Source organism: Pseudomonas linyingensis (assembly GCF_900109175.1).
Lineage (GTDB): Bacteria > Pseudomonadota > Gammaproteobacteria > Pseudomonadales > Pseudomonadaceae > Geopseudomonas > Geopseudomonas linyingensis.
Window position 1 is genome coordinate 52,526 of record NZ_FNZE01000016.1, and the last position, 12,506, is coordinate 65,031.

Here is a 12,506-nt window from a genome sequence, read left to right on the forward strand (position 1 = left end):
CCGGGCTGCCCAGAGGCAGTGCCGGATAGTCAGTGCCCACCGAGGGCTGCGTCAATCTCGCTCACCGCGCTGCGCGCCGTGCGGGTCACGCCGATCAGGGTGGCCGAGGCCGCGCCGGTCCACTCGCCGTAGCCGACCAGCCACAGGTTGGGCTGTTTCAGCGCACGGGTGCCCTCGACCGCCACCTTGCCGTCGGCTTCGATCACCCCCAGCTCGCTCAGGTGATCCAGCGCCGGACGGAAGCCGGTGCACCAGATCACCGCATCGACCTCGGCCTGGCGGCCGTCGGCCCACTCCACGCCGTGTTCGGTGAAGCGCGCAAACGGCCGCTCGCTGACCAGCACGCCGCGGCCACGCGCCTCGCGCACCGGCTCGACCATCACCACATCGCCCAGCCCGCCAATCGGCTGATCGACGCTGCGGCCTTCCTGCTGCGCCTTCCAGCGTTCGGTGGCGCGCTCGAACAGCACGCGGCCGTCCACCTCGTCGGCCAGGAACAGCGGCGGCTCGGGGGTGATCCACAGGGTTTCGGCGACCTTCGACACCTCGGCGAGAATCTGCGCACCGGAGTTGCCGCCACCGACGATCATCACCCGCTGGCCGGCGAAGGGCGTCGGGTCGACGTATTGGGCCGAGTGCAGCTGCACGCCGGCGAAGTCCTCGCGGCCGGGGTAGTCGGGAATGTACGGGTGGCTCCAGGTGCCGGTGGCACTGACCACCGCGCGCGCGCGCCAGCTGCGTTCGCCGGCACGCACCCGCAGGTGGTCGCCGTCGCGCTCCACGGCGTCGACATGCACCGGGCGCAGCACCGGCAGCTGGTAGCGCTGCTCGTAGCGCGAGAGGTAGTCGATGACCTCGCCACGGCTCGGGTAGGTGGTGGCGCTGGCGGGCATCGGCCAGCCGGGGATCGAACTCCAGGTCGCCGGCGAGAACAGCCGCAACGAGTCCCAGCCGTGCAGCCAGGCTGCGCCGGGAGTGGCCTGCTCGTCGAGCAGCAGGAAGGACAGCGACGTGCGGCGCAGGAAATAGGCCGTGGCCAGCGCGGCCTGACCACCGCCGATGACGAGTACATCCACTGTAGTCGGGGTGTTCAGCATGCCTGGGCCTCGCGTATCCATGATGGCGGCTGGTCGGTGAACTGCCGGGGAGGCGCACCAGAATTCAAAAACCTTAACATTCGAATAGTTGAATATGTAGATTTTTTTCTGCTGGAGCGGCAGACGGTCGCACAGGGTGCGGCAGCCTTGGGCCTTGGTGAGGCCGTCATCCGTTTCAGTGCTCGCCTGCTTTACTTCACATATGGCAGATAATATATTCGCCAAAACGCATTCTCAAGCGAGCCTCATGATGAGCTACAAGATCCGCGTGCTGTTCATCTGCACCGCCAACTCGGCGCGTTCGCAGATGGCCGAAGCCCTGCTGCGTCACACCGACGACGAGCATTTCGCCGCCTTCAGCGCCGGCACTGCGCCGGCGGCGGTCGATCCACGCGCCCTGAGCGCCCTGGAGCACCTGGGAGTGGCCACCAATTCGCTGCACAGCAAGTCGCTGGACGAGTTTGCCGGCGAGCGTTTCGACTACGTCATCACCCTGTGCGATAAAGCGGCTCTCGAATGTCAGGCGCTCCCCGGAGCCGGCGAATACCTCGCCTGGGACTTCGAGGATCCGGTCACCAGCCGCAAGCCTGATACCTATCGCCACACCCTTCACGAGATCCACGAGCGCATCAAGATGTTCGTGCTGGTGAAGAACAAACGCTGAGGATTGCCATGGTCGAGCACCTGACCCCCACCACGGTTTTCAAATGCCTGGCCGACGAAACCCGCGCGCGCATGACCCTGCTGATCGCCCGCGAAGGTGAGCTGTGCGTCTGCGAGCTGACCGCGGCGCTGGAAGAAAGCCAGCCGAAGATTTCCCGCCACCTGGCGCTGCTGCGCAGCTGCGGCGTGCTGGAGGATCGTCGCCAGGGCCAGTGGGTGTACTACCGCCTGCATCCCCACCTGCCGGACTGGGTGCACGAGATGCTCGCCACCATCCTGGCGGCCAACAAGCACTGGCTGCGGCCGGATACCGAGCGCCTGGAGGGCATGCGCAACCGCCCCGAGCGCACCAGCGCCTGCGCCTGAGGGCGCCGAACTACGAGTGCTCCCATGAAGGTTCTGTTCCTGTGCACGGCCAACAGTTGCCGCAGCATCCTCTGCGAAGCCCTGTTCAATCATCTGGCTCCGCCCGGCCTGCGCGCCTACAGCGCCGGCAGCGAGCCGAAGGGCTTCGTCCATCCGCTGACGCTGAAGGCGCTGGAGCGGTCGGGGGTGGCCTGCGACGGTCTGTCCAGCAAGTCCACTGAAGCGCATGCCGAGCTGCAACCCGACCTGGTCATCACCGTCTGCGACAAGGCTGCCGGCGAGGTCTGCCCGGTGCTCTTCGGCCCGGCGCTGCGCGCGCACTGGGGGTTGGCGGACCCTTCCGAGGTGGTGGGCAGCGATGCCGAAATCGCCGCCGCGTTCGACGCCACGGTCGCCCGGATCAAGACCCGCCTCCAGGCCTTTCTCGCCTTGCCGTTCGATCAGCTGGATGCCGATGCCCTGAGGGCCGAGCTGGTCCGTATCGGCAGCCTGTAACCCCTTGCCCCGGATGAACGCCATGCACGACGACCTACCCAACATCGATCCCGAACTGCTCGACCTGCCCGACCTGGACATGCTCGGCCTGCCGGCGCAGCCGCAACATCCGCCGCGCATCCTGCTGCTCTACGGCTCCAACCGCGAGCGCTCCTACAGCCGCCTGCTGGCCCAGGAAGCCGCGCGCCTGCTCCAGCGCTTCGGCGCCGAGACGCGCATCTTCGACCCGTCCGGCCTGCCGCTGCCGGACGATGCACCGGAGGACCACCCCAAGGTCCGCGAGCTGCGCGAGCTAGTGCTCTGGTCGGAAGGCCAGGTGTGGTGCTCGCCGGAGCGCCACGGCGCGATGAGCGCGGTGTTCAAGGCGCAGATCGACTGGATCCCGCTGACCATGGGCGCGATCCGTCCGAGCCAGGGCAAGACCCTGGCCCTGATGCAGGTCTGCGGCGGCTCGCAGTCGTTCAACGCGGTCAACCAGATGCGCGTGCTCGGTCGCTGGATGCGCATGTTCACCATCCCCAACCAGTCCTCGGTGGCCAAGGCCTTCCTCGAATTCGACGAAGCCGGTCGCATGAAGCCATCCGCCTACTACGACCGGGTGGTCGACGTGATGGAGGAACTGGTCAAGTTCACCCTGCTGCTGCGCGGACGCGCCGACTACCTGGTCGACCGCTACTCCGAACGCAAGGAGTCAGCCGAAGAGCTGTCCCGCCGCGTCAACCTGCGCACCCTCTGAACCTCCAAGGAAAACCCATCGTGTCCCATCCCTACGACATCCTCGGCGTCCCCGGCTGCTCCGGCCGACTGATCTTCACCCCGTGCCCGGGCAGCAAGGACACCAGCGTGGCTGACGCCCTGGACACCCTGCGCGCGGCCGGCGCCGAGGCGCTGATCACCCTGATGCCGGCCAGCGAGCTGGAGCAGAACCAGGCCGCCGAGCTGCCGGCGCTGTGCGCCGCGCGCGACCTGGAGTGGTTCCACCTGCCGGTGGCCGACGAGCAGGTGCCGCTGGACGATTTCGCCGCCGCCTGGGCGCAGGCGCGCGCGCGCATCGATACTCTGTTGAACGAAGGCCACAGCATCGCCATCCACTGCAAGGGCGGCTCGGGACGCACCGGGCTGATCGCCGCGCGCATCCTCATCGACCGCGGCCTGTCGCGCGCCGAGGCCGTGGCGCTGGTGCAGGCCCTGCGCCCCAAGGCGATCCAGCATCCGGCCCACGCGGCCTGGCTCGCCCAGTTCGACGCCGCATAAATCTTCACCGGGAAGAGAGAGAACAAGACCATGACCATCAAGGTAGGCATCAACGGCTTCGGCCGCATCGGACGTCTGGCCCTGCGCGCGGCTTGGGGCTGGCCGGAGCTGGAGTTCGTGCAGATCAACGACCCGGCCGCCGACGCGGCGACCCACGCCCATCTGCTCAACTTCGATTCGGTGCACGGCCGCTGGCAGCACGAGGCGGGCAGCGACGGCGACTGCATCGTCATCGAGGGCAAGCGCATCCAGGTCAGCCACAACAAGGCCATCGCCGACACCGACTGGTCGGGCTGCGACCTGGTGATCGAGGCCAGCGGCAAGATGACCAAGGTGGCCCTGCTGCAGGGTTATCTGGATCAGGGCGTCAAGCGCGTGGTGGTCAGCGCGCCGGTCAAGGAAGCCGGTGCCCTCAACGTGGTACTGGGGGTCAACGACCAGCTGTTCGACCCGACCGTACACCGCATCGTCACCGCCGCCTCCTGCACCACCAACTGCCTGGCCCCGGTGGTCAAGGTGCTGCACGAGGCGCTGGGCATCCGCCACGGCTCGATCACCACCATCCACGACCTGACCAACACCCAGAGCCTGCTCGACCAGCCGCACACCGACCTGCGTCGCGCCCGCGCCTCGCTGATGAGCCTGATCCCGACCACCACCGGCTCGGCCACCGCCATCGCCGAGATCTTCCCCGAGCTGCGCGGCAAGCTGAACGGCCACGCGGTGCGCGTGCCGCTGGCCAACGCCTCGCTGACCGACTGCGTGTTCGAGATGGAGCGCGCTACTACAGCCGAGGAGGTCAACGCCCTGCTCAAGGCCGCCGCCAGCGAAGGTCCACTGGTAGGCATCCTCGGCTACGAGGAGCGCCCGCTGGTGTCCATCGACTACCGCACCGACCCGCGCTCGTCGATCGTCGACGCGCTGTCGACCCTGGTGGTCAACGGCACCCAGGTGAAGGTCTACGCCTGGTACGACAACGAGTGGGGCTACGCCAACCGCACCGTGGAGCTGGCGCGCAAGGTCGGCCTGGCCCAGTAAGTCAGCGGGCGCGCCAAGGGCGTGCCGACGCGCCAGCGTGGGCACGCGCAAGCCAGGTCGCCTTGCCTGGCAGGAGGCGCGCCCTCGCGGCGTTGCGGGCCACAGGCCCGCCAAGAACTTCGCCCCGAGGTCGGGCCTCCCACCAACACGCCGAGCCGCAACCGGACTTCCCCATGCACGCCCTGTCCCGTCTTTCTCCCGAAATCCGCCAGTACCTGCTGGTCACCGGCAACTACTGGGCCTTCACCCTCACCGACGGCGCTCTGCGCATGCTGGTGGTGCTGCATTTCCACGGTCTCGGCTACAGCCCGCTGCAGATCGCCGCGCTGTTCCTGTTCTACGAGATCTTCGGCGTGGTCACCAACCTGGTCGGTGGCTGGCTGGGCGCCCATCTGGGCCTCAACCGCACCATGAACATCGGCCTGGGTCTGCAGGTCGCGGCGCTGCTGATGCTCACCGTGCCGGCGGCCATGCTCACGGTGCCCTGGGTGATGGCGGCGCAGGCGCTGTCCGGCATCGCCAAGGACCTCAACAAGATGAGCGCCAAGAGCTCGATCAAGCTGCTGGTCGCCGACTCCCAGCAGGGCACCCTGTACAAGTGGGTGGCGCTGCTCACCGGCTCGAAGAACGCCCTCAAGGGCGTCGGCTTCTTCCTCGGCGGCGCGCTGCTGACGGCGCTCGGCTTTGCCGGCGCGGTGCTGGCGATGGCGGCGGTGCTGGCGCTGATCTGGCTGGCCAGCCTGGTGACGCTGAAGAAGGATCTCGGCAAGGCGAAGAGCAAGCCGAAGTTCCGCGACCTGCTGTCGAAGAGCCGGGCGATCAACATCCTGTCTGCCGCGCGGTTGTTTTTGTTCGGCGCCCGCGACGTGTGGTTCGTGGTGGCCCTGCCGGTGTACCTGGCCAGCAGCTTCGGCTGGGACTTCTGGCAGGTCGGCGGCTTCCTCGCCGTGTGGGTGATCGGTTATGGCTTCGTGCAGTCGTTCGCCCCGTACTTCACCGGCAAGCGCCGCGGCAAGCTGCCGGACGGCCGCGCCGCATTCGTCTGGGCGGCGCTGCTGGCCGGTCTGCCGGCGGCCATCGCCCTGGGCCTCGGCAGCGCTCTGCCGGCACAGACGGTGCTGATCGGCGGCCTGCTGCTGTTCGGTGCGCTGTTCGCCATCAACTCCTCGCTGCACAGCTACCTGATCGTCAGCTATGCGAAGGAGGACGGGGTGTCGCTGGATGTCGGCTTCTACTACATGTCCAACGCGCTGGGCCGGTTGATCGGCACCCTGCTGTCCGGCTGGGTGTTCCAGGCCTGGGGGCTGGAGGCCTGCCTGTGGGTGTCCAGCGCCTTCGTGCTGCTCGCCGCGCTGATTTCCATCGGCCTGCCGCGACATGCCGCGGCCGCTCAGGCATCCTGAACCCAGACCAGCGGAGAGCCTGGACAGCCGCGCCCTTGCCGGGCGCGCGGGAACGGAGACGGCACATGGCGCACGCACATCCTCACCACGAGCACCACGCTCACGGCCACGCGCCGCAGCGCTACGACCGCGCCTTCGCCATCGGCATCGCGCTGAACCTCGGCTTCGTGCTGGTCGAGGCCTTCTATGGCTGGCAGGTGAACTCGCTGGCCCTGCTCGCCGATGCCGGGCACAACCTCAGCGACGTCGGCGGGCTGATCCTCGCCTGGGCGGCCCTGGCCGCCACCCGCCTGCGCCCCAACGATCGGCATACCTATGGCTGGCGGCGCGGCTCGATTCTCGCCAGCTTCGTCAACGCCTCGATCCTGCTGGTGGCCATGGGCTCGCTGGGCTGGGAGTCGATCCAGCGCCTGCAGCAGCCCGAGGCGATTGCCGGCGAGGTGGTGATGCTGGTGGCGGGTATCGGCGTGTTGGTCAACGCGATCACCGCCGCCCTGTTCTTCTCCGGCAGTCGCAGCGACCTCAATCTGCGCGGCGCCTTCCTGCACATGGCCGCCGACGCCCTGGTCTCGGTGGGCGTGGTGCTGGCCGGAGCGTTGTACCTGTGGCAAGGCTGGAGCTGGATCGACCCGCTGGTCAGCCTGGCGATTGCCGTGGCGATCGTGCTCGGCACCTGGTCGCTGTTCCGCCAGTCGCTGCACCTGCTGTTCGACGGCGTGCCGGAACAGGTCGACCTGCCGGCGCTGCGCGAGTATCTGCTGGCGCTGCCCGGGGTCTGTGACGTGCATGACCTGCATGTGTGGGCGATGAGCACCGCCGAGGTGGCGCTCACCGCGCACATGGCCATGAGTCCGCTGCCGGAGAATGACCAGTTCCTGCAACGCATCGCCCGCGAACTGCACGAGCACTTCGGCATCGACCACGCCACCCTGCAACTGGAGCGGGATCTCGGCTGCCCGCTGGGCTGCGCGCGGCCGAGGGCCGGCTGAGGCGCACGCGGCGGCAGGCTTCAGACCGGCCGCCATCCGCAGCGCGGCCAGGCGGAGACGCCAGGCCGTATAATCCCGCCCTTCGTCGTTCAGAACGAGGCCCGCGATGTCACTCTCCCTGCTCAAGCCCCTGGCCCGCCTGCACCCGCGCGCCCAGGACTTCATCGACCTGACGCGCCTGAACCGGCCGATCGGCATCTACCTGCTGCTGTGGCCGACCCTCACCGCGCTGTGGATCGCTGCAGGCGGCGTGCCGTCGCTGGCCAACCTGCTGATCTTCACCTTCGGCGTGATCCTCACCCGCTCGGCCGGTTGCGCGATCAACGACTTCGCCGACCGCCGCGTCGACGGCCACGTCGAGCGCACCCGCGAGCGTCCGCTGGCCAGCGGGCGGGTCACCCCACGCGAGGCGCTGCTGGTGTTCGCCGCGCTGATGGCGGTGGCCTTCGTGCTGGTGCTGCTGACCAACGCCGCCACCGTGTGGCTGTCGTGCGGCGCCCTGGCGCTGGCCGCGCTCTACCCGTTCATGAAGCGCTACACCTACTACCCGCAGGTGGTGCTCGGCGCGGCCTATTCCTGGGGCATCCTGATGACCTTCACCGCCGAGGCCGGCAGCCTGCCGGCAGCGGCCGGCCTGCTGTATCTGGCCAACCTGCTGTGGACGGTGGCCTACGACACCTACTACGCGATCACCGACCGCGACGACGACCTGCGCATCGGCGTGAAGTCCACCGCCATCCTGTTCGGCGACGCCGACCGCCCGATCATCGTCATCCTCCAGGGCCTCAGCCTGCTGTGCCTGCTGATGGCCGCGACGCGCTTCGAGCTGGGCCTGTACTTCCACCTCGGCCTCGCCGTGGCGGCCGGCTGCTTCGCCTGGGAGTACTGGAGCACCCGCTCGCGCGAGCGCATGGCCTGCTTCCATGCCTTCCTGCACAACCACTGGGCTGGCCTGGCGATCCTCGCCGGCACCATCGCCGACTACGCCCTGCGCTGACGCGCATCCTCCGGCGCCACGCGGCGCCGGAGGTGGCCGGGCGGTCCGGCCTAGTAGCCGCCGCTTTTAGTTGCCGCTGCCGGCTTGGCGACGTGCCAGACGTCCATCTTGCCGTCACCTAGCATGTCGCCGGGCTTCTGGTCCTGCTTGAAGGTGTACAGCGGCTTGCCGCCATAGGCCCACTGCCAGCTACCGTCGTCGCGCTTGAACGTGCTCCATTGCATGTCGCCCTTGTCGTCGGCGCTGGCTGCCAGCGGCGGCCAGTTGTCGGCGCAGGCGTCGTTGCAGCTGGACTTGCCCATGCTGTCCCTGTCGTTGGTGTAGAGGGTCATGCCCCGGGCGTCGACCAGCATGCCGTCCTTGACCATCGCCGGCTCGGCCGCCTGGACCTGCCCCAGCAGCGCAAACAGCGCGCCACCGGCGAGGGCCAGCAGGGTGGGGGGAATTCTGAGCATTGCAGCTATCCTCGGGTAGGATGGAACGACCTGGCGAAAGCCAAGATCACCGCACGGGCCGGCCCAGCCGACCACACCTGCAGGAGAATGACCCACCAGGCACCGCTTGCCGGCAGCCGCCGACAACCCTTCCAGCATAGTCGAGGCTGCTCGAACGCTCGCCGGCCGGCTCGCATGTAACACCACTGCAATAATTCCGTTATGTAATGCCCGGCATACCCACGGAATACAGAGACCGCTCCCATGGTTGGCAAATCCATCCTCATCGTTGACGACGAAGCACCGATCCGCGAAATGATCGCCGTCGCCCTGGAAATGGCCGGCTACGAGTGCCTCGAGGCGGAGAACAGCCAGCAGGCCCATGCGCTGATCGTCGACCGCAAGCCCGACCTGATCCTGCTCGACTGGATGCTGCCCGGCACCTCGGGCATCGAGCTGGCGCGGCGCCTCAAGCGCGACGAGCTGACCGCCGGCACGCCGATCATCATGCTCACCGCCAAGGGCGACGAGGACAACAAGATCCAGGGCCTGGAAGTCGGCGCCGACGACTACATCACCAAGCCGTTCTCGCCGCGCGAGCTGGTCGCCCGCCTCAAGGCCGTGCTGCGCCGCGCTGGCGCCAGCGACGGCGAGGTGCCGATCGAGGTCGGTGGGCTGGTCCTCGACCCGCTCAGCCACCGCGTCACCATCGACGGCAAGCCGGCCGAGATGGGACCGACCGAGTACCGCCTGCTGCAGTTCTTCATGACCCACCAGGAGCGCGCCTACACGCGCAGCCAGCTGCTCGACCAGGTGTGGGGCGGCAACGTCTACGTCGAGGAGCGCACCGTCGACGTGCATATCCGCCGCCTGCGCAAGGCCCTCGGCGAAACCTGCGAAAACCTGGTGCAGACGGTGCGCGGCACCGGCTATCGTTTCTCCACCAAGAGCTGACGGCTACGCCGCAGACCGCAGAACCGCCTTTGCCGCCCGTCCGGGCGGCCGCTTTACAAGGATCGCAAGGTGAAACAAGACTGGCGCGGCATCCTCATTCGCCGCCTGCTGTTGCTGATCGGCGCCTGCCTGCTGCTCGGCCTGATCACCGGCGAGTACGCCTGGGCGCTGGTCGCCGGCCTGAGCGCCTACCTGTACTGGAACCTGCGCCAGTTGCTGCGCCTGCACCACTGGCTGCAGCGCTCCGGTCCCGACGAGCTGCCGCCGGAGAGCTCCGGGGTGTGGGGCGAGGTGTTCGACGCCATCTACCACCTGCAGAAGCGCAACCAGCGCGCCCGCGGCCGCCTGCAGGCGGTGATCGACCGCGTGCAGGAGTCCACCGCGGCGCTCAAGGACGCGGTGATCATGCTCGACCGCCAGGGCAACCTGGAGTGGTGGAACCGCGCCGCCGGCACCCTGCTCGGCCTCAAGCGCAAGCAGGACGGCGGCCAGCCGATCACCAACCTGGTGCGCCATCCGCGCTTCAAGGAGTACTTCGAGCAGGAGAACTACCGCGAACCGCTGGAGCTGCCCTCGCCGGTCAACGACCATGTCCGTCTGCAGTTCCAGCTGACCCTGTACGGCAACGGCGAGCACCTGATGCTGGTGCGCGACGTGACCCGCGTCCACCAGCTCGAGCAGATGCGAAAGGACTTCGTCGCCAACGTCTCCCACGAGCTGCGCACACCGCTGACGGTGATCACCGGCTACCTGGAAACCCTCCTCGACAACGTCGACGAGGTCAATCCGCGCTGGCGGCGCGCCCTGCAACAGATGCAGCAGCAGGGTTCGCGCATGCAGAACCTGCTCAACGACCTGCTGCTGCTGGCCCGCCTGGAGGCGGCCGACTACCCGGCCGACAACAAGCCGGTGGCGGTCGACCTGCTGCTGCTGAGCATCCGCAACGACGCCCAGGCGCTGTCCGGCACCCGCAACCACCGCATCAGCCTCGACGCCGACGCGACGGTGAAGCTCAAGGGCAGCGAGACGGAGCTGCGCAGCGCGTTTTCCAACCTGGTGTTCAACGCGGTCAAGTACAGCCCGGACGGCGGCGAGATCCGCATCCGCTGGTGGGCCGACGCCGCCGGCGCCCACCTGAGCGTGCAGGACAGCGGCATCGGCATCGAGGCCCGTCACCTGCCGCGGCTGACCGAGCGCTTCTACCGGGTCGACGCCAGCCGCTCGATCAACACCGGCGGCACCGGCCTGGGCCTGGCCATCGTCAAGCACGTGCTGATCCACCACCGCGGCCAGCTGCAGATCGACAGCGTCATCGGCAAGGGCAGCACCTTCAGCTGCCACTTTCCGCCCGCGCAGGTGGTGCGCCGCTGAGCCACCACGGGCGCCCGGCGTCGCCCACAACCGGGCGCGCCGCCGGGCGAACTTGAAAGACCCGCCGCAGCCTCCCATGCTATGGGCTTTCCCCCGCCGAAAAGCCCTCCATGGACCCTTCCCCCAGCTACACCGCCGCCAGCTACTTCGCCGACTTCGGCCTCGTCCTGTTCGCCCTGTTCCTCGTCCTGCTCAACGGCTTCTTCGTCGCCGCCGAGTTCGCCATGGTCAAGCTGCGCGCTACTCGCGTTGAGAGCATCGCCTCCGAGCACGGCTGGCGCGGGCACATCCTGCGCACCGTGCACAATCAGCTCGACGCCTACCTGTCGGCCTGCCAGCTGGGCATCACCCTCGCCTCGCTGGGCCTCGGTTGGGTCGGCGAGCCGGCCTTCGCCCACCTGCTCGAGCCGCTGCTGGGCTATCTGGGCATCGCCTCGCCGGCGCTGGTGCACGGCATCGCCTTCTTCACCGCGTTCTTCATCATTTCCTACCTGCACATCGTGGTCGGCGAGCTGGCGCCCAAGTCGTGGGCGATCCGCCAGCCCGAGCGCCTGTCGCTGTGGACCGCCGCGCCGCTGTACGCCTTCTACTGGGCCATGTACCCGGCGATCTGGCTGCTCAACGCCAGCGCCAACGCCATCCTGCGCATCGCCGGGCAAGGCGAGCCGGGACCGCACCACGAGCACCACTACAGCAGCGACGAGCTGAAACTGATCCTCCACTCCAGCCGCGCCCGCGACCCCAGCGACCAGGGTATGCGCGTGCTGGCCTCGGCGATGGAGCTCGGCGAGCTGGAGGTGGTCGACTGGGCCAACTCGCGCGAGGACCTGGTCTGCCTGCACGCCGACGCCAGCCTCGATGAGATCCTCGCCGAAATCCGCCTGCACAAGTTCAGCCGCTACCCGGTGCAGGACGCCGAGCAGCAGTTCGTCGGCGTGCTGCACATCAAGGACCTGCTGCTGGCCCTGCCCGCCCTTGGCCAGAGCAGCGCCTTCGACCTGCATGGCCTGCTGCGCCCGCTGGAGCGGGTGTCGCGGCACATGCCGCTGGGCCGCCTGCTCGAGCAGTTCCGCCAGGGCGGCGCGCACTTCGCCCTGGTCGAGGAGGCCGACGGCAAGGTGGTCGGTTTCCTGACCATGGAGGACGTGCTCGAGGTGCTGGTCGGCGACATCCAGGACGAGCACCGCAAGACCGAGCGCGGCCTGCTCGCCTACCAGCCGGGCAAGCTGCTGGTGCGCGGCGACACGCCGCTGTTCAAGATCGAGCGCCTGCTCGAGGTGAGCCTCGACGACGTCGAGGCCGACACTTTGGCCGGGCTGGTCTACGACACCCTCAAGCGCCTGCCCACGGAAGACGAAAGCCTGGAAACCCACGGCCTGCGCATCATCGTCAAGAAGATGAAGGGGCCGAAGATCGTCATCGCCAAGGTGCTCAGGCTGGGTTGA

General features: G+C 68.2%; 14 protein-coding genes. 12 read left to right on the top strand and 2 right to left on the bottom strand.

The genetic code is table 11. The annotated features are described in order from the left end of the window. Nucleotides 1-29 precede the first annotated feature (29 nt). Complete coding sequence (locus BMZ19_RS17585; RefSeq protein WP_090312885.1) at nucleotides 30-1,097, bottom strand: ArsO family NAD(P)H-dependent flavin-containing monooxygenase; 1,068 nt, start codon at nucleotides 1,095-1,097, stop codon at nucleotides 30-32. A gap of 250 nt (nucleotides 1,098-1,347) precedes the next feature. Here BMZ19_RS17585 and BMZ19_RS17590 point away from each other — a divergent pair, with 250 nt between their 5' ends. The 9 genes from BMZ19_RS17590 to ubiA all read left to right on the top strand — a co-directional run bounded on the left by BMZ19_RS17590 (nucleotide 1,348) and on the right by ubiA (nucleotide 8,302). Next, nucleotides 1,348-1,761: an arsenate reductase ArsC gene (locus tag BMZ19_RS17590; protein WP_090312936.1), complete on the top strand. Its 414-nt coding sequence runs from the start codon at nucleotides 1,348-1,350 to the stop codon at nucleotides 1,759-1,761. A gap of 8 nt (nucleotides 1,762-1,769) precedes the next feature. Then, the gene (locus BMZ19_RS17595) at nucleotides 1,770-2,126 is read left to right on the top strand and encodes a metalloregulator ArsR/SmtB family transcription factor (protein WP_090312886.1); all 357 of its coding nucleotides are present in this window, start codon (nucleotides 1,770-1,772) and stop codon (nucleotides 2,124-2,126) included. A 24-nt stretch (nucleotides 2,127-2,150) separates the two neighbouring features. After that, entirely contained in the window at nucleotides 2,151-2,621 is a 471-nt protein-coding gene (locus BMZ19_RS17600) for an arsenate reductase ArsC (RefSeq protein WP_090312887.1), read from the top strand. A gap of 22 nt (nucleotides 2,622-2,643) precedes the next feature. Beyond that, nucleotides 2,644-3,357: an arsenical resistance protein ArsH gene (arsH, locus tag BMZ19_RS17605; RefSeq protein ID WP_090312888.1), complete on the top strand. Its 714-nt coding sequence runs from the start codon at nucleotides 2,644-2,646 to the stop codon at nucleotides 3,355-3,357. Nucleotides 3,358-3,377: 20 nt separating this feature from the next. Further along, nucleotides 3,378-3,875, top strand: coding sequence for a phosphatase domain-containing putative toxin (locus BMZ19_RS17610; RefSeq protein WP_090312889.1), 498 nt, complete (start codon nucleotides 3,378-3,380; stop codon nucleotides 3,873-3,875). 30 nt (nucleotides 3,876-3,905) lie between these two features. Then, complete coding sequence (locus BMZ19_RS17615) at nucleotides 3,906-4,913, top strand: ArsJ-associated glyceraldehyde-3-phosphate dehydrogenase (protein WP_090312890.1); 1,008 nt, start codon at nucleotides 3,906-3,908, stop codon at nucleotides 4,911-4,913. Between the two features lie 173 nt (nucleotides 4,914-5,086). Then, on the top strand, nucleotides 5,087-6,316 hold the full coding sequence (gene arsJ, locus BMZ19_RS17620) for an organoarsenical effux MFS transporter ArsJ (protein WP_090312891.1): 1,230 nt from the start codon (nucleotides 5,087-5,089) through the stop codon (nucleotides 6,314-6,316). 65 nt (nucleotides 6,317-6,381) lie between these two features. Beyond that, on the top strand, nucleotides 6,382-7,305 hold the full coding sequence (locus BMZ19_RS17625) for a cation diffusion facilitator family transporter (RefSeq protein WP_090312892.1): 924 nt from the start codon (nucleotides 6,382-6,384) through the stop codon (nucleotides 7,303-7,305). Between the two features lie 106 nt (nucleotides 7,306-7,411). Next, entirely contained in the window at nucleotides 7,412-8,302 is an 891-nt protein-coding gene (gene ubiA / locus BMZ19_RS17630) for a 4-hydroxybenzoate octaprenyltransferase (RefSeq protein WP_090312893.1), read from the top strand. Nucleotides 8,303-8,352: 50 nt separating this feature from the next. Here ubiA and BMZ19_RS17635 read toward each other — a convergent pair whose 3' ends face one another. Then, a complete protein-coding gene (locus BMZ19_RS17635; RefSeq protein ID WP_090312894.1) occupies nucleotides 8,353-8,757 on the bottom strand; it encodes a COG4315 family predicted lipoprotein in 405 nt (134 codons plus the stop codon). 243 nt (nucleotides 8,758-9,000) lie between these two features. On the opposite strand from BMZ19_RS17635, the gene phoB reads away from it, so the two are divergent. From phoB to BMZ19_RS17650, 3 genes are all read left to right on the top strand, one after another. Further along, a complete protein-coding gene (gene phoB, locus BMZ19_RS17640; protein WP_090312895.1) occupies nucleotides 9,001-9,690 on the top strand; it encodes a phosphate regulon transcriptional regulator PhoB in 690 nt (229 codons plus the stop codon). 69 nt (nucleotides 9,691-9,759) lie between these two features. Next, complete coding sequence (phoR, locus tag BMZ19_RS17645; protein WP_090312896.1) at nucleotides 9,760-11,061, top strand: phosphate regulon sensor histidine kinase PhoR; 1,302 nt, start codon at nucleotides 9,760-9,762, stop codon at nucleotides 11,059-11,061. 110 nt (nucleotides 11,062-11,171) lie between these two features. Continuing rightward, nucleotides 11,172-12,506: a hemolysin family protein gene (locus tag BMZ19_RS17650; RefSeq protein ID WP_090312897.1), complete on the top strand. Its 1,335-nt coding sequence runs from the start codon at nucleotides 11,172-11,174 to the stop codon at nucleotides 12,504-12,506.